Source organism: Sorangium sp. So ce1153 (genome assembly GCF_051521595.1).
Lineage (GTDB): Bacteria > Myxococcota_A > Polyangia > Polyangiales > Polyangiaceae > Sorangium.
Genome location: NZ_CP150361.1, coordinates 1,681,286 through 1,704,104, shown reverse-complemented (window position 1 = coordinate 1,704,104; position 22,819 = coordinate 1,681,286). Strand labels below are relative to the sequence as shown.

The following is a 22,819-nucleotide window of genomic DNA, read 5'->3' as shown; positions in this document are numbered from 1 at the left end:
GCCGCTCGGTCCTCGGACGCTGACACGGCGCGCTGCTGGCCCCTCCCCTGGCGCGCCGCAGCACGACCACGAGCACCGTGAAGTGACGGCAGATTCCGGGCGGGACGGCTCGTTCTTCTTGCCCTTCTTGCCGGTGCAAGCCTGCCCCATGGCGTTGATTGACTTATTCATCAACCCAGGACCTCGCCCTCCGGCGCGCCGTGCTACCCTCGTGCGGCCTGGGCCGGGCCGGGCACCTCGGATAGGCCGCTCCTTCTCGATGTCCGCCGCTCCTCCACCGAAGGGAGGAGCGCCGCGCGCGATCAGCGCGCGATCGGCTGGATTGCGCCGCGGACCTCTGGCCGCGGGGCGGTATTCGCGGAGCGACGGGCGCAGGCGCCCGGGGCGACAGCCTTCCCTCGGACCTTCAACACGCTCGGAAGAAAGGCAGATGATGAGAACGGTCAATGCGCCTTGGATTGTCGTGCTCGCTTCACTCGTCCCCATCATGGGCTGCGCCAGCGAGCCTGAGAGCAAGAGCTCTTCGACAGAAGAGCCCGCTGCGGGCCCGACGTTCCACAAGGACGTGGCGCCCATCCTGCAGAAGCGATGCCAGGGCTGCCACTCGCCCGGCGAGATCGCTCCCTTCAGCCTGACCAGCTACGCCGACGTGAAGCAGGTCTCGCAGCTCGTCGTGCAGGCGACCGAGGACCGGTCGATGCCGCCCTGGGGCGCCGTGGAGACGGACGAGTGCGCGCCGCGCTTCCCGTGGAAGGACGACAGCAGGCTCTCCGACGCGGAGCTCGCGACCCTCAGGGCCTGGCACGAGGCCGGCGCCCCCGAGGGCGACCCCGCGGACGCGCCCGCCGGGGCCGAGGCGTCGACGCGCAACGGCCTGGAGGGCGTCAGCGCGACCATCGAGCCCGCGAAGCCGTACGTGACGGGCGGCGACGACGACCAGTTCCGCTGCTTCGTCATGGATCCGAAGCTCACGGAGGACACGTTCGTGAACGGCATGAACGTGCTCCCGGGGAACTCGAAGGTCGTCCACCACGTGGTGGTGTTCACCGACCCGAACGCCGAGAGCGAAACCCTGGCCGACGCCGACGGCGGTTATGAGTGTTTCGGCAGCTCAGGGGTCCAGCAAACCCAGGTCCTCGGCGTGTGGGTGCCGGGCGGGCGGCCGACCGAGTTCCCTTCCAACGCCGGCACCCTCGTCCGTGCAGGGTCGCGGCTGGTGATGCAGGTCCACTACCACCCGGCGGGCGCGGCCGCCGAGCCTGACGCGACCAGGATACAGCTGCGGTACCTCCCGGAGCCGCCCGAGTACAGGGTCGTCTTCCTGGCGCTCGGCAACTTCCCGTCGCAGTTCCCGAACGGCGACGGCCTCCAGCCGGGACCCAACGACAGGGATGGGGTCGAGTTCTTCGTCCCGGCAGGGGTCAAGGACCACACCGAGACGATGAAGATCAAGATCCCCGAGGAGTTCATGGGGGAGCCGCTGGTGGACGGCATGAAGCTCTACAGTTCGATGACCCACATGCACTACGTCGGGAGAGACATGCTGGTCGAGGTCGAGCGCCCGAGCCCGGAGGGCAGCGACCCGGCCAAGGAGTGCGTGGTCCAGACGCCGAAGTGGGACTTCAACTGGCAGCAGACGTACGCCATCGACGCGCCGATCGAGGAGCTCCCCGTCCTGAAGGCCGGCGACGCGATGACCTTGCGCTGCCGCTACGACAACACCCTCGACAACCCGTTCGTGAAGCGGGCGCTCCTCGAGGAGAACCTCAACGCGCCCAGGGACATCGTCCTCGGCGAGAGCACGCTCGACGAGATGTGCATCGCCCTCTTCAACGGGTTCGTCAAGAACTGACGGGCGCTCGTCCGCGCGGCTGAGTCCGCCTGCTCGCGACGACCCGGCCCGGGCAGCCCTCGTTTTACCCCTACCCCCCACCTCCCTACCCCCCACCTCGGCGAGCGCGCGGGGCGATCGGCCGCGGAAGAAGCGGCGGAGCGCGGCTCCGGCTTGCCTTCGCCCCTCGCCGTCGGTAGCGTCGGCCTCGGTAGACCTTCCCGTGGCGGCTCCGATCGTGGTCGAAATCGCGTCGGGCCCCGCCGTGCAGGGCGAGCTCGCGGCGCTCCTCGTCGAGGCGTGCTCTCGCGCGGCCGGGGGCGGCGGGTGCGCGCTCGGCGACCCGAAGCGCACCGGGACCCCGGTGAGGGCGCTCGCCGTGGTCTGGCTGGATGGACCGGAGCAGCGTCACCTGCGGGTCGACGTCGCCTCGCTCGGCTCCCCCGAAGGCACGCTGTCGTCGCGCGAGATCGAGTTCCGCGACGAGGACCCGCTGCCCGATCGCTACCGCACCGCGGGGCTGATGGTCGCGGCCCTGGCGGCGGAGCGCGCCGCCGTCGCGGCCGCGCCCCCCGCGGCGGCGGACACCGCGCGAGATCCGGCGGCGACGGACACGGGGCGAGATCCCGCGGCGACGGACGCCGAGCGCGACGAGGACGCGGCGCCGCCGCGCGCTCTCGGCTGGTCCGTCGGCGCCGGCGGGCTCGCGGGCAGCGGGCTCGAGGGCGGACCCGCCCGGGCCGGCGGCTGGATCATGGCGACGGCGCTCGAGCGGCGGTCGGGGTTCTTCGGGACGCTGTCGGCGTCCTATGCGATGGCCCTGCGCGAGCCGGCCCCCGGGCTTTCCGTCCAGTGGCTCACGCTCGGCGGCGGAGGCGGCATCGCCGCGCCGGTCCGGCCGCTCGACGCGCTGGTGCGGGCGAGGCTCGAGGCCACCGTCGACTGGGTGATCGCCTCGGCGCAGGACCCGAAGAAGCCGCCGGAGCCCGAGATGGCGCACGGGTGGGCCCTCGGGACGCGCACGGCGGTCGACCTCCTGTGGCCTGCCGAGAGCGGCGTGGCCCTGTTCGGCAGCGCCGAGGCGTTCGTGCGGATCCACGGGACCGCCCTGGAGGTGCACCCGAAGCCCAGGGCGGCGCTGCCGACGGGCGGCTTCACCGGGATGGTGGGGCTGCAGCTGCGTCTACACTAGAGCGACTTGGCGGTTCATTTCTCGCCTGATCAACGTGATCGGTATTTCAGAGCGACAAACGGGTTGAAACCACGAGAAAAAGCAGGAATTTCACAGGGAGGCGGGGAGCGAGAGACGGCAAGAGGGAGAAATTCATTTTTTCTTCCTCCCCGCCTCCCCGCCTCCCTGTGAAAATTCTCCGGGTTTCAACGGATCGGTGTTCTAGGCCGGATTCACCGCGATCTGCATCTGGGCGATCACGATGTCGCCCTCCAGCACGGCCTTGGCACGAAGGCCGCTGTTGCCCGCTTCATCGGCCTTGATGGCGCCTGCATAATAGTTCGCCAGATTGCCGGTGGTGCGCGCCTTGTACGGCTCGTACGCGGTATGGACGGAGTCGGTGAAGGCGGGATCGAAGTAGAACTGCGTCGTGAAGATGTGGTCTCCACCGCTGTAGTTGACGCGCCCCCTCGACATCGATCCCTTCTTGAAGCAGACGAAGTGGATGTGAACATCGCGGCCGTTGTACCAGCCGGGGAAGATGCTCCGGAACGAGACGACACCGTCTGCGTCCGTGGTCTGCACGCCGCGACAGAAACGCTCGTTGGTGTCGAGGTTGTTCTGGTTCGGCCTGCCCGCGTACGGCGAGTCGGGGTTCTGCTCGTTGGCGCTGCCCCGGGCCCCGAAGCCGCTGTAGAACCCCTGCCCGTCCGTGTGCCAGATGTAGACGTCGACGTCGGCCAGGCCCACGCCCCTGCCATCGCAGTCGGGCTTGCTCATGTCGAGCACGCGCAGGTGGAGGTGCATCTCCACGCCGGGCGGCGCACTCTCATTGTAGCGACCACGAATGTCCTGCCGGACCAGGGAGATGTCGTCGTTCTTCTCGAGCTCGTGAATGAAGAAGGGGCCCTGACCGGCGCCGTCCGTCTTGTTGAGCGCCCTGCACGTCGGCACGTCGTCGAACGGCGGCGCGATGAGCTCGCCGCCGCTACCACCACCTCCCGTGCCTCCCGCGCCCGGGTCGGTGCCCCCAGCGCCTGAGCCGCCCGAGCCTACCGCGGTGGTGGAGGTCGATCCCGCGCCGCCCGAGCCGGGTCCGGTCGCGGTGGTGGAGCCGGGCCCCGTGACACCCGTGCTCGAGGCAGTGGTCCCGCTGCCCCCGGAGCCCGTGGCGCCTCCGGTACCGCTGGTGCCAGGGTCCGGATCCGACTCGCCGCCATCTCCGCACGACACGGTGATGGCGATCGCCCCAAGCCCCAGGAGGGCCTGCCGCCGGTCGACGACCCTGCCCGACGGGCCCAGGGTCTCGGTATCTTGTTCCTTGCTCATAAAAGCAGCTCTCCTCAGGTGGCCGATGACCTGTCCGTCCGGCCGGACAACGCGCCGAACACGCAGCATCTCCCAAGAACGGCCGCAGTAAAGCATGTCGGCGCGGAGCGCGAAAGATGGGACCCGAGCCGATCCCATCTTCTCGCCCTCATGTAGTTATCCTCCGCTGTTTCACGCGCCCTCGCCACTGCACTCATTCAGGGCCGATCATTCCAGAATGGCCGATCCCGAATGGGCAGCAGCAACGCGGACAGCTGAGCTCAAGCATGGACCAGCGCGCGCCGCGCGCCGCGCGACCGACGGCGGCTCCCCGGGCCGGGCAGCTCGGCAGACCTCCCGTGCAACCAGGGAACCAGCGACGAACCAGATGGGGTGAGACAGCCCAGACCACGCCTGAGGCCGCCACGGCCACCGCACCGTCGCAAGGCCCTGCTGCACACGCCACGTCCGCAACGTATGCCCACGAGCCCGACGCGATGCGCCGCCGCCGGCCGCGTGATGCCCTGATCCTCGGCGAAACAGCCGAGCGAGGTGAACCGTAGCAATCACAGGTTGTGATCCGTATCGAGAAGAATACGCGCCGCGCGACAGACCACCACGCGCGCAGGGTCGAGCGGCGGCGCGGTCGAGCGCGAGCGCGACGCGCACAACTGTCCTCGGATCACGACAGGGAACCTGCCGTGCGTGCGCGCACGAGCGGAGGAGTCGAATGACGACAGCCGTCCACGAGTCGATGGGAATCGATACGGAACATCGCGGTCGATGACGCGCTGATCTTCCCGAACGTGCAGACGTGCACCGCCGCCATGGCCGTGGCGGCGGCCAGCGGGCCGGCGTGGCGATCCCGATCACCTCGTTCCACCCGTGACCTCCCCGAGCGCGGATGGCGCCCGGGGAGGTCCTCTCGGCGCGCGCCCCTCTCCAGCCCGGCTCGCGGGCCGCGCACCGGGCGGGAGCGCCGCCCCCAGGCGCCAGCCCAGCGACCGATTGCCGCTCGTCCAGCAGTGTGGTCAATTGCTGCCTGAGGAGGAAAATTCACGGTTCAGCCTGGTTTCGGGCGGACCGGCGACTGTGACGAGCATGGGAACCCTCGAGCCACGACCAGCAAGCCGCCGGCTCAGGCTTGTCTCCCCCCCGAGCGCCGAGCCCCCAGCGCCCGTCAGCGACGAGGAGCTCCTGCTCGCCTTCGAGCGGGGCGAGCGCGGGATCGGGCTGCGCCTGTACGAGCACCTGCTTCCGACCGTCGACCGGACCCTGTATCGGATCCTGGGTTGCCGCGAGCAGGACCATGCCGACCTCGTGCAGGGCGCGTTCGAGCAGATCGTGAGCACGCTGTCGAAGCGCCGCTTCGCGGGCGAGTGCAGCCTGGCCGGCTGGGCGTCGGTCATCGCCTGCCATGTCGGGCTGACCGCGCTGCGCGCCCGCCGGCGCGAGCGCAAGGTCATCGATCGCACGCCGGAGCGGCCGGAGGCGGACGCCCGGCCCGAGCCGCCCGCGCGGGGCGCCGACCCCGAGCGGGAGGTGAGCACCCAGCGCGACCTCGAGGCCCTGCGCCGGCACCTCGCGGCGATGGATGGCGACCGGGCGACCGCGCTGCTGCTCCACGCCATGGGCTACTCCCTCAAGGAGATCGCAGACCTGACCCGCGTCTCCGAGGCCGCGGCGCAGTCCAGGCTGTCGCGTGGGCGGCGGGAGCTCGTGGCGCGCTGTGCGTCCGACGCGGCGGAGCGGCGCGACCCCGCTGGACCCGAGGAGGAACGATGAAGCAGGACGACGTGGACGCCACCACCCCGGAGGAGCGCGCCGCGGCAGCCGGCGCCGAGGCCTCGCTGCGGGCGCTGATCGAGCAGCCGGTGCCGCCGCTGCCCAGGACCCAGGCGAGGTACCTCCAGCAGCGGGTCGCCTGCCGCATCGACCAGCTCGCCGCCGAGCAGGCCGAGCGGCGCGCCCGCGCTGGCCGGCGGCGGCGCGCCGTCGTCGCCGCGGCGGCGCTCGCGGCCGCCCTGGCCGCGGTGGCCGCCGGCGGCGCGCTCGTGTTCCGGACGCGCCCCCTGCCGGACGCCGCGGCGCAGGTGACGGCGCTCCACGGCGAGGTCGAGATCGCCGCCGGAGACGCGACGCGCTCGCCGCCGCCGCGCGCGCTGGTGCCGCTCGCCAGCGGCGAGGAGCTGCGGACCGGCGAGGGGGCGACGGCGAGGGCGTCGCTCGCGACGGGCGCGACGGTGGAGGTCGGGCCCTCGACCCGCGTGAGGTTCACGCCGGCCGGAGCGGGGCGCGACCACGTCGAAGACGTCGTCGCCCTCGACCGGGGCCGGGTCTCCGTGGACGTGCCGCCGCTGCCGGCGGGCGCGACCCTGTCGGTGCGCACCGCGGACGCCGTGGTGACGGTCCACGGGACGCGCTTCTCGGTCGAGCGGCGGCCCGGCGCGGCGGGAGAGCCGGCCGAGACGCGCGTCTCCGTCGTGGAGGGGCGCGTCTCCGTGCGCCGCGACGAGGCCGAGCGCTTCCTGGGCCCGGGCGAGACGTGGTCGTCCCGCGACGAGGAGCGCCGGGTCGACCGGCCCGCCGAGGCACAGGCGGGCGGCGCGCCGGCGCCGTCGCCGGAGGCCGGGCAGCAAGGCGCCGCCCGCGATGGCGGCGGCGGCGACGGCACCGCGGGCGAGCCGCGCGCCCCGCGCGAGGCGCGCGAGGCGTCGCCCGCGCGCGCCTCGCTGGCGGCCGAGAACGAGCTGCTCCAGGGCGCGATGGAGGCGCGGCGGCGAGGGCAGCCCGCGCGGGCGATCGAGCGGATCGACCGGCTGCTCGGCCGCTACCCGGACTCGCCGCTCGCCGAGATCGCGCGCGTGGAGCGGCTGCGGGCGGTCGAGATGCTGGGCGACAAGGACCGGACCGCGGCGGAAGCGCGGCGGTACCTCAAGGACTACCCGCAGGGCCTCGGGCGCGAGGAGGCCACGTCCGCGTCCCGCCCGGGCGGCGCGCGCCCGTGAGCGCGCCCGCGGGACAGCCCTCGTCAACAATCTGACGAACGGCTGCCTGCTCTCCGCGCCTCCGGTTACTTCCCCTTCATCGACGAGATCATCGCGCCGGCGCTCGACGATCGACATCGCGCACCGCCGGGCGCGACCCAGCCATGCTCGCCTTCGAGCAGGGAGGACCCTTATGCGTTCATTTGCTTCGACGGGATTCTTTTGTGGTGGGCTGTTGCTCCTCGCGGTCGCCGCCCCGGCCTGCGGCCGGGTGTCGACGGGCGACGCCGGCGGCAACGTCGTCTCCGGGGACCCCGGGGATGAGGACTGCGTCCCTTCGGACGAGGAAGGGAGCGCGTCCGCCCCGACCTTCCCGGGCGCGGGCTTCTCGGGCGCCGGCGACCCCATCACCTCGGCGCTCGATCCGCTGTCGTGCGGCTCGGGCAGCCGGTTCACCCCCGTGGAGGAGACCGTCGAGGTCGACTGCTACTACTCGAACAACGATCAGACCACCCCGATGGCGTTCGTCGAGCGGATCGTCGAGATCGCCGCGAGCGAGGAGCTCGTGCACGTGCGGCTGACGCTGAACCCCGCGTTCGTCGACAACACCTACGGTGAGACGGCGATCGGTTGGGGCGGCGACGAGCAGGCGGAGCCCGAGCCCGCGCCCGGTCCCGGGCCCGGTCCCGGTGGCGGTCCCGCACCGAAGCCGAAGGGGCACAAGGGGCACACGTTCAAGGATCTCGTGGGCAGCGACAAGGCCCAGTTCCAGCTGACGGACGGGACGGGAGAGCTCGTGCTCGACTTCTTCGTCGACTACATCTCGGAAGACGAGTCGCAGCCGTCCGGCTACGGGTCGCTCGGCGTGGTCGGCGGAGAGGGCCAGATGCTCCTCGGCGACGCGGACGCCGTCGTCGCGGCGACCACGTCGCTCGACCGCGATCTCAACGCGTGCGGGTACGGCGGGTATGTCGTCGACTCCCCGGAGACGGACGAGAGCTACACGGCCAACACGGAGACCCCGAACTGGGACTACCGCGTCGTCTACGACGTGTGGGTGAGCGCCTCGGCGTTCGGCGCGGCGGGCTTCGGCGACGCGACCATCAGCTACGTGCACGCGTCCCCGAGCAAGTACCCGTCGGACACGCTCGTCGTGACGGAGGGGCCGTGCCCCTCGACGTGCGAGGGCGAGGACCCGCCGGCGGGCGAGGGGGGCAGCGATCCGGGCGAGGTGCCGGGCGAAGACGAGGTCTGTCAGGAGACGGGCGATGAGTGCGCGAGCAACACCGACTGCTGCTCGTACGGCGACGTGTGCTTCAACGGCGTGTGCCAGCCGTTCGACATCCCGCGCTGAGCCTGCCTTCCCCGGCGCCGCGGCGCCCGCGCCAGCAGGCCGGGCGCCACGGCGGGCGGAGGCCGCTCAGAGCGTGTCCTGGCGGTTCAGCACGACGTTGAAGACGGTCTGTGGCACGCGCAGGCGCTCGTCGCCCTCGTAGAGCGAGCGCAGCTCGGCGAAAGAAGCGTCGGGCGCGCGCGTGACCGCGGCGAGCCGGTCGAACAGCGCGAGCTGGTCGTCCCGCAGCGGCTCGTCGGGGCCGACGATCGCGCCCCAGTCATCCCAGGGCAGCATCTCCATGCGGTTGAGCGCCGCGAGATCGCGCACGACGTTCCCGGAGATGAACCAGAGCCCGCGCATGTCGAGGAAGCCGAACCGCGACGGATCGGCCTCCCCGGCGCGGCACTTCGCCCAGGCGTCGCCCGCGACCAGGAAGCGATCGCGCGGCACGTCGAGCACGTCGAAGTCCGGCTTCACCGCTGCCCCCTGGACGTCGTCGATCTGCGCGTCGACGAGGACCCAGCGCGACGCGCCGGCGTCCCAGTGCTCGCAGACCCAGTGGTCCACGAATTCGCCCGGCGTGAAGTAGCCGCCGAAGCCGCAGCGGGCGCGCGCAGGCACGCCCTTGGCGCGCAGCAGGGCGACGAGGAGCACCGTGATGTTACGGCAGGTGCCGACGAGCCGCGCGTCGAGCGGACGGGCGACGGAGAGCGGACGATCGCTGAGGGCGAGGACGCGATCCAGCATCCGGTCCGTCGGGCGGAGGTGGGACTCGCCGCGGCGCTCGTCCGAGAGCTCCACGCCGTAGGCCCCAGCCCAGTGCTGGTGCAGCAGCAGGCCCTGCACGACGCGGACGAGCGAGGCCACGTCGCTCGGCAGCTCGTCGAACAACCTGGGCGCGTGCGCGCCGCCGGACGTCATGGCCGCGGGGCGCGCGTAAAAGTCGAGGATATCCTGTGCTGCCGTCATCGTCCGTCCTCCACGAGGTGGGTTGCTCCGGGGGTTCTGCCGTCTGCCCGGAGGAGCTTCACATGGAGGCGGGAGGGTGGGAAGAGCCTGGGCTTCCCCGCTGCGCGGAGGAGCGGATGATGGAGCAGGGCGACGTGGTCTCGGCCCTCGACGGCGTCACGACAGCTGCGGCAACCCCGTCGCGTCGACCGCGGCGGCCAGACGCTCGAGCACGTGGTCGATCTCCTCGAACGTGTTGTAAAGGCCGTGCGTGCTGATGCGGAATCCGACGCGGTTGTCGGCCACATCCGACGGCTGATCGCGCCAGGTGGTCGTGCGCAGATAGATCTTGGGGCGCTCCGACGCGAGCGCCCTGAGCACGCCGCCGAGCGCGGCGTTGAGCGCCGCGAACTGGCTCGAGTCCTCCCTGCCGACGAACGGATTGAAGGAGGTGAGCGCCGTCGCGAAGGCGGGGTCGGGGTGGTCCTCTACCCACAGCGCGCGCCTGCCCCAGCGGGCCGCGACCCGGCGCCGCAGGTGGCGCGCCAGCGCGAGCCCGCGCTCGTAGATGTCTTGAAGGCCGATCTGACCCAGGAATGCTGCCGAGTCAGTCATCGCGTACAGCGCCGGCGTGTTCGCCTCGCCGCGCGGCTGGATCGCGCTCGCCGGCGCGTACGCGCGCTCCTGCGCGTCGACGGAGGCGTACTGGAAGAAGTTGCCGAGCAGGAACGGAGGGAGGTCCGGACCCGAGTTCCGGACATAGAGGATGCCTGTGCCGGGCCCGCCGCAGAGCCACTTGTGGCCGGCTCCCGCGATGAAGTCGGCCCCGTACGCGTGGGCGTCGATCGGGCGCTGGCCCCACCCGTGCGCCGCGTCGATGATCGTGTAGGCGCCGTGGCTGCGGGCCAGCGCGGACAGCTCCTCGATCGGCAGGCGCAGCCCCGTCTTGTAGAAGATCTCGCTCACCGCCACGTACTGCTTGGCGCCGGGCGGCAAGGGCCGCTCCAGCTCCTCCTCGAACAGGCCGAGCACATCCTCCCTGGTGATGTCGCGCGTGAACCGCGAGGGCAGCCCGATCTCGCGGACCTCCACGCCGAACTGATCGCGCGCCCACGCGGTGGGTCCCCGCAGCGCCGGGTGCTCCCAGTGCGTCGTGATGATGCGATCCCCCGCGCTCCAGGGCGTGCCCGCGAAGATCAGGTTCGAGGCGTCCGTCGTGTTGTACGAGAGGACGATCTCGTCGGCGTTCGCGCCGTACTGCGCCGCGATCGCCGCCTGTCGCGCGGCGACGCCGGATAGGGCGCCGGAGGCGCTCGTGACCACAGGGAAGAGGTCCGGAAACGCGGCGTTGAGGTTCGCCTCCCAGTCGCGCGGATCCAGGGACTTGTAAAGATTGTAGACGGCCAGGTTCACGAGCGAGAAGCGCGGCTGCGAGCCGGTCGTGCCCGTATTCAGGTGAATGTAGCGGTCGGGCAAGAGGAACGCTTGGCGGACCTGCCGCCAGTACCGCTCCGTACCCCTCCGCGCGGTCGGAACCGGCGGGCGGGCGAGCCCCTCTCTCGCCTCGTCGAGGAGCTCTTCGGGTCGCGGTCGCCTCGGCGCCTCATCTGCCCGAGCGTCGGCGATCCCGCCGAACGCTCCGACCAGAGCCGTCGAGCCAAGCCCTCGCAAGAAGCCGCGTCGATCGAAGCCTGTCGTAGATCCCATAGGTGCTCCCTTCCGGGTCCTGGGTCGGCTGAAGACGCCAACTTGCTCAGCGCCGAACACCCAGTACCACGAGCTGGCGTCGTCGTCCACTATAACAGATGAATCGTCCTACATAACGGACAAATGCATCTGGCTGCCCCGGCGGGGCGCTTCGGCGGGCTGTCGCGCCGCGGGGCGCCCCGGGGGTGCTGCAGGTCGGGGTCTTGAGGGGGATGGGGTGGAGCCTGCCGGCGCTTCCCGCGGCGCTCCGGGTTTTTCCAGGTGAGCGACCGTTCGCCGGGTGCTTCCATGGGCGGCATGTCGATCATCCAGCCCAGCTTCGATAGGTCGGTCGTCGTCCGGGGCTCTCACGCCGAGGTCGTCGGGTCCCCCACCGCGAAGGTCCAGCTCCTCGCGGACAGCAGCGCGACGGGCGGCGCGCTCTCCACCGTACGGGTGACGCTCGCGAAGGACGCGGACGGCGCGCGGCCGCACCGCCACGACGCCTCGGCCGAGATGTTCTACGTGCTCGACGGCGCCGTGCAGGTCCTCTCGGGCAGCGACATCGTGACGGCCGAGCGCGGCGATCTCCTCGTGGTCCCACCGCGCATGGCCCACGCGTTCGCGGCCGCGCGCGGCAACAGCGCAGAGCTCCTGATCGTCATCACGCCAGGGGTCGAGCGCTTCGAGTACTTCCGCAAGCTCACGCGCATCGCCCATGGCCAGGAGCCGCCCGAGACGTTGCGCGACGTGCAGGACCTCTACGATACGCACTTCCTGAGCAGCCCCGAATGGGACACGGCGCGCCGTTGAGCCCCGCGGCGCCGCGCTCCGAGCGACCGCGAGCGTCGTCGTTCTCCTCGCAGCCGGTGGACGCGCGCGACGATCCCCGCGACTAGCAACCAGGTTCGGCGGCGTCTACCTCGATGGGTCGACTGGCCAGGAGGTCGTCCAGCAAGGCGCGCAGCGCCGTCGATTGGCTGGCGGCCCGGGTATACAGGGCGGTCGCCTGCATCACCGGCAGCTCGACGTCGGGGAGCAGGCGCACCAGCGATCCTCGCTCCAGGTCACGCAGCACGAGGAACTCGGGTACGAAAGCGATGCCCAGCCCGGCCCTCGCGGCGTCCCGCGTGACGAGCATGTTGCCGGTGCTCATGCGCCAGGGGACGCGCACCGTCTCTCCGCCGACTCTCCACCGGATCATGTCGGGCCGCGTGACGACGGCGGCGTGCCGGGCGAGGTCGGCGGGTCTCCGGGGCATATCGTGCTCCTCCAGCCAGCTCGGCGACGCGACGATGACCATCGTGATGTCGGCCAGCTTGTGGCTGATCAGCTCGCTGTCCTTGATCGGTCCCATGCGGATGGCCAGGTCGTAACCGTCGTTGACCAGGTTGACGCGCCCGTCATGGAGATGCAGCTCGACGCGAACTGCCGGATAACGCCTCATGAACGAGAGCATGCGGGGCGCGATCGCCGCCTGGCCATAGGCGACGGACGCGGTGATGCGCAGCAGCCCGGCGGGAGCCGAATGGTGGATCTTGACCTCGGCGGTCGCCTGCTGCGCGTCTCGGACGATGGGCTGGACCCTGTCGAAGAAGCGCCTGCCGGTGTCCGTGAGGCTGAGCGCGCGCGTGGAGCGGATCAACAGCGGTGCGCCGAGCCGCTTCTCCAGCAGCGCGAGGTTGCGGCTGATGGTCGCCTTGGGCAAGCCGAGCGCCCGGCCGGCCGCGCTGAGCGAGCCTTCCTCGACGATGCGCACGAACATCGACAGACCGGAGAGATCTTCGGGCTCCCTCAATGTTCCACTCCTCGAACGCCGCCCTTCCGGGACGCCACCTGGCGCCGCCGCGCGCATCTTCGCACAGTTCTGTTCAGACGCTCGTTCGCGCAGAGGGAGTCCGCCTCCGCGAGGCGGCTGCCCAGCGCCATCGAGGGTCAGCGACGGGCTGTCACTGCGTCCTGCGCTCATCCGTGCCCGATACCGGCGACCGCGCCACCACCGAGGAAGGCGTGTCCGCCATGCGGACCTGCTCGCCGCGGATGGGGATCGAGCTCTTTCCGTGCCTGGCCGGCACGAGCTGCGAGCTGGACGAGGAAGGCTTCCCGGTCTGCGCGCTGGACGCGAAGTGAGGCCGCACCAGACCGACCCGCCGCTCCAGCGCGACATGGATTCGGCGATCTGGTACGTTTGAAGAATGAACCTGCGTCGCGCGATCCCATACTCCTGTCTGTTCGCCCTGCTCGCCGCGTGCACGAACGAACAGCGCTCTGACGCGGGCGCTGGCGGAGGCGCCGGGACCTCCGAGAGCACCGGGAGCACGAGCGCAGTCACCGGGACCAGCGCCGGCAATGGCGGCAGCGGCGGCAGCGGCGGCAATGGCGGCAGCGGCGGCAACGGCGGAAGCGGCGGCGGCGGCGGCAGCGGCGACGAGCCGCCCCCGGAGCCCGAGGAGGTCCCGGTGCTGGAGAACATCACGTTCTACGACGGCTACGCCGCGACGGTCGACGAACCGATCCCCGACGGCGTGATCCGCCACAACAACTCGCTGGTCGCGACCAGGTTGACCGACGAGCTGCTCGCCAGGGTCCAGACCACCCTGAAGGTCCGCGTGGTCGTGGGAGCGCTGTGCGACAACTACGATCGACTCGGCTCGGTCAACCTGGCGCTGGTTCCCAAGGGTGCCCAGACCTACGTCTCCGACGATGTCGAGCGGATCGAGGTCGCAAGGTTCGTCACGCCGTTCATGAACATGAACAAGCAGCCGACGACGGTCCCCTACGAATGGGAGGCCAGCAACCTCGTGCCGATCTTGAGAGACCCCGACCTCCTGGCCGAACACGATTTCTGGCTTGAACTGAGCATCTTCGGCGTGCCTTACGCCGCGAACGACGAGGTCGCCGGCTGCGCTGGTCGCAATGACACGCAGCTCGGATCGCTGCTGTTGTATACCGACAGCACGCAGGAGGCCCAGGACTTCAGCGTCCTGTTGCCGCTGGCTATCGGCGAGGAGTTCAACAACTACGCCGTGGGCGCCAGCGACAGGGTCGGCACGACCCGCAAGACCGTCAGCTTCGAGCTGCCGGCAGATACGCAGAATGCACAGCTCGTGTTGATCACGTCGAACCACGGCGCCAACCAGGGCGGCGAGGAGTATATTCGCCGCGAGCACCACGTGTACGTCGATGGCAAGCTGGCCTTGCAGTACAAGCCCGGGCGCACGTCGTGCGAGCCGTTTCGCAGGTACAACACCCAGAGCAACGGCATCTACGGGCGGTCCCCGCTCTCGGACGAAGAGTGGCAGTCGTTCAGCAACTGGTGCCCTGGCGACGTGATCGACACCCGGATCGTCCCGTGGGGGGCCGCGAGCGCCGGCACGCACGAGTTCGTGATCGACGTCCCTGACGCGACCTTCGTCGACGGGCAGGGCAATTTCCCGTTCTCGCTCTACGTGCAGGCTCAGTGAACGCGTCCCGTTGACGTCCTCGACGACTGGCCGCGGCCTGTCGCCGGCACCCGGGTCGGCGCGGGGGACCACACGCCGCGCGCGGGGGGCGGCGAGGCCGGCGGGCCGGGTGGCGCGAAGACACAACCGAATGGCGCGTTTGTGAACGCGCGCCCAGCGCCCGGCGCGTACACATCCTCACGATGATCGCGCGACGGGCGGGCCCCTCCCTCACCGCAGCAGCGCGTCGGCCCGCTGCGGCGGGACGGCGCCGGGGCACGCCTGGGCGCCGTCACAACGAGGGAGTAAGAAGACCATGCTGAAGAACATCTTTGTCGCTCTCGGCCTCGCCGTCTCTCTTGCCGCCTGCATGGCCGAGCCGAGCGAATCAGCGCCTGAGGCCGAGGGGGCCGCCGGCGAAGAGGCCGTGGATACTGCCGAGCAGCCGCTGATGTCGACCGGCTTCACCCGGACGTATTACAGCGACAGCTCGTTCAAGACCCCGATCGGCGTCGAGACCCGAGACTGCGACCCCGATTATAACGAGTTCTTCGGAGAAGCGTCGAGGTACTACAAGCAGCGTCGCTACAACTGCCCCGGCAGCAGCATGCCCGGGCTGCCCTCGACGAACTGCTACATCTGCTACGACAACGCGCTCCCCGGCGAGCCGCCGTCCGTGGCGTGCGTCGGCTCGTCGTGCCCGGTCTTCTGAGCGGCCGCGTCCGTCGTACCCCCCAGCAGCTGCGGCGAGCTCCTGCGGCGCACGCCCGGACCCGCCGGCTTCGACACCTCGATCCTCTTCAGCCTTAGCGGCGATCCCGCCGTGCGTCAGCCCGACGATCAGCGCGGCCCGCCCCCGGAGGCGGTGGTGCGCCGACGTGTGCCAATCATGGCTCAGATTGGCGCTGTCGAGACACCGGAACCAGGGACGGTCGTGGTCCACGCGCGCCGGTGCGCTCGGTCGACGGCGCATGTCCGACGCTCGCCAGCTCAGCACGTCGCGCCGGGTGGGGTGGCGCCTGGCCTTTGCCGCGCGGGAGGGGGCCTCATGGCGCGTGCCCGTCTCTGGTGGGTGGGGCGGATGGCATGAGATTTCCCTCATGCGAGGCGAGGGCCTCGCATGACGGGTATCGACGTTCAGGTGTCCAGGTTGCCCAAGGGGGCAGTGGGTCAGGGGCGCGATGGTTTCTCTTGACGAGCTGAAGAGCGCGTCGAGCATCGAAGAGCTCCTGGCCGAGCCGGCCGGCAAGTACTTCGTCGATCCCACGTTCGTCTTCTGGTACCCCGAGCGCACCTTCCACGGGTTCTCGCTCTGGGGGCGGCCGAGCGCCGACGATGTCGAACGGCTCAATCGGCTGAACGACGCGGTGCTCGCGCCCCAGGACGGCCGTCACGTGTCGCTCGTCGACCTCCGAGGCCTCGAGGGCGCCGACCCACGGGCGTTCGCGTCGATGGCGGCTTACCTCTCGGCGCGCTGGCAGCCCTTTCGCGAGCGGGTGATACGGCAGGCGCTGGTGCGGCCGTCGGGCTTCGCCGGCGCCGTGGTCTCCGGCTTTTACGAGGTCTTGAAGCCCTCGTTCCCGGTCGCGGTGTTCGACGGCGTCGGCGAGGCGCTCGCCTGGCTCGGCCGGGGCGATCGCGAGGCGCTGGTCGAGCGCTTGATCGGGCTGCGAGACCAGGCCGGCGGGGCGGCGGGCGTGCTCGGCTCGCTCCGGCGCTTGCTCTGCGCGTCGCCCTGCCGGCCCGCCCTGGCCGAGGCGGCGCGCGCGCTCCACCTCTCCGAGCGCTCGTTGCAGCGGCACCTGCGGCGAGCCGGGACGACCTTCCAGGCGGAGGTGAACGCCGCGCGGGTGCGCGTCGCCCAGGGGCGGATGCTCGCGGGCGACGACAGCTTGACGGCCATCGCCATCGACGTGGGCTGCGCGTCGGCGCAGCACTTCAGCGCGATGTTCCGCAAGGCGACGGGGCAGAGCCCGAGCGAGTGGCGGGCGCGGGCCCGCGGCGCGCGCCGCGAATCCGCGCCCGGCAGGGCGATGCAGGGCCCGCCGCCGCACGGGAAGCGGCGCGAGGGGGGCGCGGCGCGGGATCACGAGGGGTTCGCGCTGTCGAGGGCAGGCTGAAGGACAGCGGGCGCCCGGTACCGCGCCAGCACGATGGGCCTGCCCGCGCGGGTGGCACAGCTGCGCGGCGAACGCGGGGAGCTCGAGGACGCCGCGCGCCGAGATCGAGGCGGTCGAGGTCGGCGCGCTGCTCGCGCACGCCGCTGCGCTCGATCCGGGCAAGGTGCGGATCGACGCGCGGCTCGGCTGGCCGGACGAGGTACGCGCGAGGGTGGAAGGCCTGGGGTTCGTTGTGATGCGCTGAGGCGCTGCCCCTTCAGGATTCTGAGGCTCATGCACCCGCTCGGACCGAACGGTCAGCTGCCGCTCCGGGCCTCCGCGCCGCATCCGCTCGGACAGGGGCGAGCGAGCGCCTGAGCGCGATGTGCGGATCTACCGGCACCGGTGGGCCTCCGGGATTGCACGGGAGGGGCAATTGGGCGATAGGAGACCGGATGGCGGCGAAGAAGGCGGCGGGGGGCGGGGCGAGGCCCCGGGCGACGCGGAAGGAAGGCCCGAAGGGAGCGAGGGCCGTCTACTTCCTGTCCCTGACACTGGAGAATGTGCGCTGCTTCGGCCCGGCGCAGACGCTCGACTTGTCGGACGGGGAAGGGAGGCCGCGGCAGTGGACCGTCATCCTGGGCAACAATGGCGTCGGGAAGACGACGCTGCTGCAGGCGCTTGCCGGAAGCGCGCCGGAGGAGACGGGATTCAACCATCCTGTCCCCAGCAGGAGCGTCATCTGCTCGCTGGGAGAGAGCTCCTTCCCCGTTGACAGCCATGAACTCTTGAGATCAAAAGAGATGGCTGCACGCATCAATGGCAGGTTTGGGCTCGGTGCTGTGCTGTCGAACGCCAGCGCAGAGTTTCGACAATATGATCTTCACGTCTTGCTCGAAGGAGAAGGAGAAGAAGGGAAGAGCGGCAATTGCGTAGACGATCTGGAGCTCGCCACCTTCTGCTGCTTCGGGTACGGGGCTACCCGTAGGATGGGCGCGAGCGCGCTGAGCGAGCCGGGTGCCGACAACCCCATCCTCACTCTCTTTCGCGACGATATCCCTCTACGGAATGCGGAGGAGTGGCTCCTCCAGGCCGACTATGCGTCCAGCAAACCCTCTCCGCATCGAGAACGGGCCCGCGCCCGTCGCGACGCCGTCCGATCCATGCTCATCGACCTGCTCCCCGACGTCGACGACATAGAGATCCTCGCCGACCTCGGCGACAACCCCGCGCGCCCCCGCCCCGGCATCCGCCTGAAGACGCCTTATGGCTGGGTGCCGCTCCACGGCCTGAGCCTCGGCTACAAGACCCTCATCGCCTGGATGGTCGACCTCGCGAGCCGCCTCCATGAGCGCTACGCGGAGAGCGAGAACCCCCTCGCCGAGCCGGCCGTCGTGCTCGTCGACGAGATCGACCTGCACCTCCACCCCGCCTGGCAGCGCACCCTGCTCGACTATCTCTCCAGGCGCTTCCCCAACGTCCAGTTCATCGTCACCGCGCACAGCCCGCTCGTCGTGCAGGCCGCCACCGACGCGAACGTCGTCGTCCTCCGGCGCGAGGGCGACCACGTGGTCATCGACAACGGTGCCGCGGCGGTCCGCAGCTGGCGCATCGATCAAATCCTGACCAGCGATCTCTTCGGATTGCCGAGCGCGCGGCCCCCCGTGCTGGATCCGCTCCTCGCGGAGCGCCGGAAGCTCCTCACCAAGCCGCGCCTCTCCGCCGCAGACCGCCGCGCGCTGGAGCGTATCGAGCAGGAGATCGGCGAGCTCCCCACCGGCGAGACCCCCGAGCAGATGGAGGCCATGGACATCATCGCGCGCGCAGCACGCTCACTGAAGAAGGCTAGCGGCGGGGCCGCGTGACCTGATGATTCGCGTCAACAAGCCCGTCCAGGCGCCCAAGGTGTTGCGGGAGCGAGCAGCCGCAGCGCGCTCGGCCGTCTGCGCCACGTACCGAGGCGCTCGCGCCGCAATCCAGCGCGGCGAGACGACGCTCGCGTTCGACCGTGGCCTCTACGCCCACAGGGCTGTGAAGAAGTCGCTCGAAGAAGCGCACCACGGGAAGTGCTGCTATTGCGAGTCGAAAGTGAAGCACGTCACGGCAGGCGACGTCGAGCATTACCGGCCCAAAGCGGCCGTCCAGCAAGCGCGCACGGCTCCCGTCGAGCGGCCGGGGTACTATTGGCTCGCCTACGAGTGGGACAATCTCCTCTTCTCGTGTGGGATCTGCAACGGCACACACAAGCGGAACCTGTTTCCGCTCGGTAACCCCGAAGCTCGCGCTCGCTCTCGACGCGCAAAGCTCTCCGCGGAGAAGCCTCTCCTGGTGCATCCTGCGCAAGATGAGCCGGAGCAGCTCATCGGCTACCGTGAAGAGTACGCCTATGCGATTGAGGGCGACCAGCGCGCTGAGCTCACCGTCAACCAGGTGTTGCGGCTGAACGACCGCCCGTCTCTACTCGAGCGCCGTCGCGACCACCTCGCCCACGTTCGTAGGTTGCAGGAGATCGCGACCATGCCGGACATGCCGCCCGCGCTACGCGCCGAAGCCACGGCTTGGCTCGCGCGGAGCGTCGCCGCAGAGGCCGAGTACGCCTCCATGACCCGCGCCGCGCTCCGCCCGTCCTCCCTTTGATCAGGGCTGCGTGACTAAGCTGCTGATATAGCGTAACTTTTCCAGGAGGGATGCGGATGGCGTAAGGTCCTCTAGTTCAACCAGCGCGCGCAGCGTGGCTGTACGGTGGGACGGCCGCTTCGAGGAGCTTGGCTCTCGGACGCTCCTTCCGAGGAGGCGCTCGCTCTCGCCGAGGGCTCCAGACAGGCCAGGCGGCGGTCGAACCGGGGGCCGCGACGCGGAGCTGAGCCGTCGCGACGGGGACCGGCCATTCTAGAGGTTACCGCGATGTCCGCGCACCTCCGCGTCGTCCGAAAGCCCCGCTCGCCAGATCCCCCTGTCGACGCGCAGCCCACCTCGTCCGAGGTCCTGCGCGGCTTGCACGCCCGGAATCCCGCGGCGGAGCGCCGCCTGCTCGACGCTTACGCGGGCCTCGTCGAGCGCATGCTGTTTCGCCTCCTGGGCGACATCCGGCCCCTGGAGGATCTCGTGCAGGACGTGTTCGCCCGGGTGTTCTCCCGCATCGACGACGTGCGCGAGCCCGCGTCGCTGAAGCCGTTCATCACCAGCGTCACCGTGTTCGTCGCGCGCGAGGCGATCCGCAAGAAGCGGCGGCACCGATGGCTCGCGTTCCTCGCGAGCGACGAGCTGCCGGAGATCTCGGCCAGCGTCGATCCAGAGGCCAGGCAGGGCGTGCGCGCCTTCTACAGCGCCCTGGAGACGCTCGACCCCGACGAGCGGCTGGCCTTCACGCTGCGGTTCGTCGAGGGCCAGGAGCTCGCCGAGGTGGCCGCCGCTTGCAACGTGTCGGTGGCGACCGTCAAGCGCCGGCTCCACCGCGCGGAGATCGCGTTCGTCGAGCGCTGCAAGAAGGATGAAGTGCTTTCCACCTGGCTCGCGGAGGGCGACCGATGGACGTGAGGACCAAGGACGTCGCGGCCCTGGGACGCCGGGTCGCCGCGCACCAGGACGCCGCGCTCGAGCGGCTGGCGCGACCCCCGGCGGCGGATCGGCTCCAGGCGATCTACCGCAAAGAGGCCGCGCTCTCGCTGCGCGCCAGGGCGGCCCCCTCCCCGCGGCGGCTCGGCTTCGCGCTCGCGGCGGCGTGCGCCGCCGCTTCGGCGCTCTTCTTCGCGTTCGCGCTGTCCCGGCCGAGCGACCCGTCGACGTCGTTGACGTACCGCGTCGACGGGTCGCCGGGCGCCGTGGGCCGGTGGGTGGCGGCGGACACAGCGCAGGTCGGCCTCGACTTCTCGGACGGGTCGCGCGTGGACCTCGCGCCGGGGACGCGCGCCCGTGTGACCGAGGTCGGCCCGCTCGGCGCGGGGGTCCTCCTGGAGCGCGGCTCGCTGCACGTTCGGGTCGCGCATCGCGACGACACCCGGTGGGTGGTGGCGGGAGGGCCGTTCGAGGTGCACGTGATCGGCACCGAGTTCGACGTCACGTGGGACACGGAGGCCGAGGAGCTCGCCGTCTCGATGAGCGCCGGCCGGGTGCGCGTCCAGGGCCCCTGCGTCGAGCCGCCCGGGCGCGCCGTCGCCGCCCCCGAGTCGATACGGCTGACCTGCGCGGCCCCGCGCGCCGCCGCGCCGCAGGCGCCGCCTCCGGCCGTCGCTCCGACGGCAAGCCCGGCCGCTGAGCCTCTCGCCCCCGTCCCGAGCGCGAGCGCCGGTCCGGGCGCGAGCGCCGGCGCGGGCGCGAGCGCCGGCGCGCCCGCGCCCGCTCCCCCTCCTTCGCCGCCGGCGCGCGCGGAGGCGCCCTCGGCCATGGCGGCCCCCTCCGAGAGCTGGCGCGCGCACCTCGCCGCGGGGGAGCTCGGCGAGGCGCTCGCGGACGTGGAGCTCCTGGGCGTCGACGCGGTGCTCGAGCGCGCCGGCGGCGCGGAGCTGGTCGATCTCGGATCCGCGGCTCGGCTCTCGCGCAAGCCGAGCGTCGCGGCGCGGTTCTACGAGACGGCGCGCCATCGGTTCGCCGGGAGCGACGCCGCAGCCGTGGCGGCGTACCACCTCGGCCGCATGGCGTTCGACGGGCGCGGCGCCTGGGCGGAGGCCGAGCGCTGGTTCGCCGTGTACCTCGCGGAGAGGCCGCGCGGCGCGCTCGCGCCGGAGGCGCTCGGCCGTTCCATCGAGTGCGCGAGGAACCTGAAGCTCCACGCGCGCGCCCGCGAGCTCGCCGCGCGCTACCTCGCGGCCTACCCGAACGGGGCCCACGCCGGGCTCGCGACGACGCTCGCCGGCGGGGCCGATTGAGCCTGCGCCCGCGGAGGTCACGGGGGTCGGGCCGGCGCCGACGGCGCTCGTCCAGAGCGCGCGCCGCGGCGAGCTCGATGGGCGGCGCGCTCGTCGCGTCCCTGGCGTTCCTGGCGCTCGTGGCGCCGTGCTCCGCCGACGAGCGGTCGCCGGTCACCGTCGTCGCCGGTGCGCGCGGGGCGCTGGCGCACCGGCTCTCGCAGGAGCTCGAAGCGGCGGGCTTGCGGGTGCAGGTCGAGGCGAGCCCGACGCCGGTCGCCCCCGGCGGGCTGCTCATCGTCATCCCCGAGGGCGACGAGGGGGCCATCGAGATCTGGTCGGCGTCGGGCGGGCGGGCGGACCTCGTCGCGAGCGTGGCGCCGGACGGCCCGCTCGATACCCGGGTGCTCCGCGCGGCGGAGCTGGTGCGGGCGCTCCGGCCTTCGGCCCGCGCCCCCGGCGACGCGCCGCCGGCGGCCGTCGCGCCAGCGCCGCTCCCGCCCGCGCCCGTCGCGCCTCCGGCCGTGGCCGTGGGGCCCGGCGACGCGTGGCGGAGCCTGCCGCTCGGCGCGTGGGCGCCTCCCGCGCCCCCGTTCCCGGTGCGCGTTGCGCCCAGGGCCGCGCTCGTCGATGTGGGCGTCGCGATGGTCGTGGGATGGCAGACGCCGGGTGTGTCGCTGGCGCTCGATGCCTCGCTCCGGATCTGGCCTTCGGCCCGGGTCGGCATCGGGCTCCTTGCGGACCTGCCGATCGTCGGCCCGAGGATCGAGGCGCCGGAAGGCGAGGTCGGCTTTCGCTCCACGCTCCTCGGCGCCGAGCTCGCCCTCGCGCCCGTCGCGAGGACGGGCCGTTTCGGGCTCGTCCTCTCCCCTGGCGTGGGCCTCGCTCATGTGACCGCGTCGGGCGAGGCGAGGCCGCCCTACCTCGACAGCGATGAGTCCACGCTCACCGCCGTCGTCTACGGGCGAGGCGAAGTGCGACTCCGGCTCATCGACTCCCTCGCTCTCACGGCGGGCGCGCTCGGCGGCGCGGCGATCCCGCCTGTCGATATCCGGTTCGTGGGACGGGTGACCTCGACCTTCAGCCCGCTCGCGTCGTTCTCGCTCGGCGTCGTCGTCGAGCGGTGAGCCGCCAGCGCGGCAGGCGGCCATTCCCAGGAGCAGGCC

The 22,819-nt window shown here is 71.4% G+C and carries 18 protein-coding genes; 14 read left to right on the top strand and 4 right to left on the bottom strand.

The genetic code is table 11. From position 1 onward, the window contains the following. The first annotated feature begins 463 nt into the window (after nucleotides 1-463). Together WME85_RS06045 and WME85_RS06040 are read left to right on the top strand one after the other, a co-directional pair. A complete protein-coding gene (locus tag WME85_RS06045; protein ID WP_437836005.1) occupies nucleotides 464-1,852 on the top strand; it encodes a hypothetical protein in 1,389 nt (462 codons plus the stop codon). 217 nt (nucleotides 1,853-2,069) lie between these two features. Continuing rightward, nucleotides 2,070-3,023: a hypothetical protein gene (locus WME85_RS06040; protein WP_437836002.1), complete on the top strand. Its 954-nt coding sequence runs from the start codon at nucleotides 2,070-2,072 to the stop codon at nucleotides 3,021-3,023. Nucleotides 3,024-3,224: 201 nt separating this feature from the next. On the opposite strand, the gene WME85_RS06035 is transcribed toward WME85_RS06040, so the two are convergent. Continuing rightward, entirely contained in the window at nucleotides 3,225-4,331 is a 1,107-nt protein-coding gene (locus tag WME85_RS06035) for a hypothetical protein (protein ID WP_437836000.1), read from the bottom strand. 1,080 nt (nucleotides 4,332-5,411) lie between these two features. Between WME85_RS06035 and WME85_RS06030 the strand changes: the two genes are divergently transcribed. The 3 genes from WME85_RS06030 to WME85_RS06020 all read left to right on the top strand — a co-directional run bounded on the left by WME85_RS06030 (nucleotide 5,412) and on the right by WME85_RS06020 (nucleotide 8,651). Further along, nucleotides 5,412-6,095, top strand: a complete 684-nt coding sequence (locus WME85_RS06030; RefSeq protein WP_437835998.1) for an RNA polymerase sigma factor — start codon at nucleotides 5,412-5,414, stop codon at nucleotides 6,093-6,095. After that, nucleotides 6,092-7,318, top strand: coding sequence for a FecR domain-containing protein (locus WME85_RS06025; protein ID WP_437835996.1), 1,227 nt, complete (start codon nucleotides 6,092-6,094; stop codon nucleotides 7,316-7,318). The genes WME85_RS06030 and WME85_RS06025 overlap by 4 nt, the downstream gene beginning before the upstream one ends. A gap of 214 nt (nucleotides 7,319-7,532) precedes the next feature. Next, nucleotides 7,533-8,651: a hypothetical protein gene (locus tag WME85_RS06020; protein ID WP_437835994.1), complete on the top strand. Its 1,119-nt coding sequence runs from the start codon at nucleotides 7,533-7,535 to the stop codon at nucleotides 8,649-8,651. 66 nt (nucleotides 8,652-8,717) lie between these two features. On the opposite strand, the gene WME85_RS06015 is transcribed toward WME85_RS06020, so the two are convergent. Then, a complete protein-coding gene (locus WME85_RS06015) occupies nucleotides 8,718-9,602 on the bottom strand; it encodes a transglutaminase-like domain-containing protein (RefSeq protein ID WP_437835992.1) in 885 nt (294 codons plus the stop codon). 156 nt (nucleotides 9,603-9,758) lie between these two features. Further along, nucleotides 9,759-11,057 carry an aminotransferase class V-fold PLP-dependent enzyme gene (locus WME85_RS06010; RefSeq protein ID WP_437835990.1) on the bottom strand — a complete coding sequence of 433 codons (1,299 nt, stop codon included), beginning with the start codon at nucleotides 11,055-11,057 and terminating at the stop codon, nucleotides 9,759-9,761. Between the two features lie 528 nt (nucleotides 11,058-11,585). Here WME85_RS06010 and WME85_RS06005 point away from each other — a divergent pair. Next, a complete protein-coding gene (locus WME85_RS06005; protein ID WP_437835988.1) occupies nucleotides 11,586-12,080 on the top strand; it encodes a cupin domain-containing protein in 495 nt (164 codons plus the stop codon). An 82-nt stretch (nucleotides 12,081-12,162) separates the two neighbouring features. On the opposite strand, the gene WME85_RS06000 is transcribed toward WME85_RS06005, so the two are convergent. Next, entirely contained in the window at nucleotides 12,163-13,032 is an 870-nt protein-coding gene (locus WME85_RS06000) for a LysR family transcriptional regulator (RefSeq protein ID WP_437835986.1), read from the bottom strand. 430 nt (nucleotides 13,033-13,462) lie between these two features. On the opposite strand from WME85_RS06000, the gene WME85_RS05995 reads away from it, so the two are divergent. The 8 genes from WME85_RS05995 to WME85_RS05960 all read left to right on the top strand — a co-directional run bounded on the left by WME85_RS05995 (nucleotide 13,463) and on the right by WME85_RS05960 (nucleotide 22,780). Beyond that, entirely contained in the window at nucleotides 13,463-14,731 is a 1,269-nt protein-coding gene (locus WME85_RS05995) for a peptide-N-glycosidase F-related protein (protein WP_437835983.1), read from the top strand. Between the two features lie 295 nt (nucleotides 14,732-15,026). Continuing rightward, nucleotides 15,027-15,422, top strand: coding sequence for a DUF6289 family protein (locus tag WME85_RS05990; RefSeq protein ID WP_437835981.1), 396 nt, complete (start codon nucleotides 15,027-15,029; stop codon nucleotides 15,420-15,422). Between the two features lie 469 nt (nucleotides 15,423-15,891). Continuing rightward, nucleotides 15,892-16,830, top strand: a complete 939-nt coding sequence (locus WME85_RS05985; RefSeq protein WP_437835979.1) for a helix-turn-helix transcriptional regulator — start codon at nucleotides 15,892-15,894, stop codon at nucleotides 16,828-16,830. Between the two features lie 362 nt (nucleotides 16,831-17,192). Further along, nucleotides 17,193-18,674 carry an AAA family ATPase gene (locus WME85_RS05980; protein WP_437835978.1) on the top strand — a complete coding sequence of 494 codons (1,482 nt, stop codon included), beginning with the start codon at nucleotides 17,193-17,195 and terminating at the stop codon, nucleotides 18,672-18,674. Between the two features lie 4 nt (nucleotides 18,675-18,678). Beyond that, a complete protein-coding gene (locus WME85_RS05975) occupies nucleotides 18,679-19,446 on the top strand; it encodes a hypothetical protein (RefSeq protein ID WP_437835976.1) in 768 nt (255 codons plus the stop codon). Between the two features lie 267 nt (nucleotides 19,447-19,713). Continuing rightward, entirely contained in the window at nucleotides 19,714-20,346 is a 633-nt protein-coding gene (locus WME85_RS05970) for an RNA polymerase sigma factor (RefSeq protein ID WP_437835974.1), read from the top strand. After that, entirely contained in the window at nucleotides 20,337-21,674 is a 1,338-nt protein-coding gene (locus tag WME85_RS05965) for a FecR domain-containing protein (RefSeq protein WP_437835972.1), read from the top strand. Before WME85_RS05970 ends, WME85_RS05965 begins: the two co-directional genes overlap by 10 nt. Before the next feature lie 77 nt (nucleotides 21,675-21,751). Further along, nucleotides 21,752-22,780: a hypothetical protein gene (locus tag WME85_RS05960; protein WP_437835970.1), complete on the top strand. Its 1,029-nt coding sequence runs from the start codon at nucleotides 21,752-21,754 to the stop codon at nucleotides 22,778-22,780. Nucleotides 22,781-22,819 lie beyond the last annotated feature (39 nt).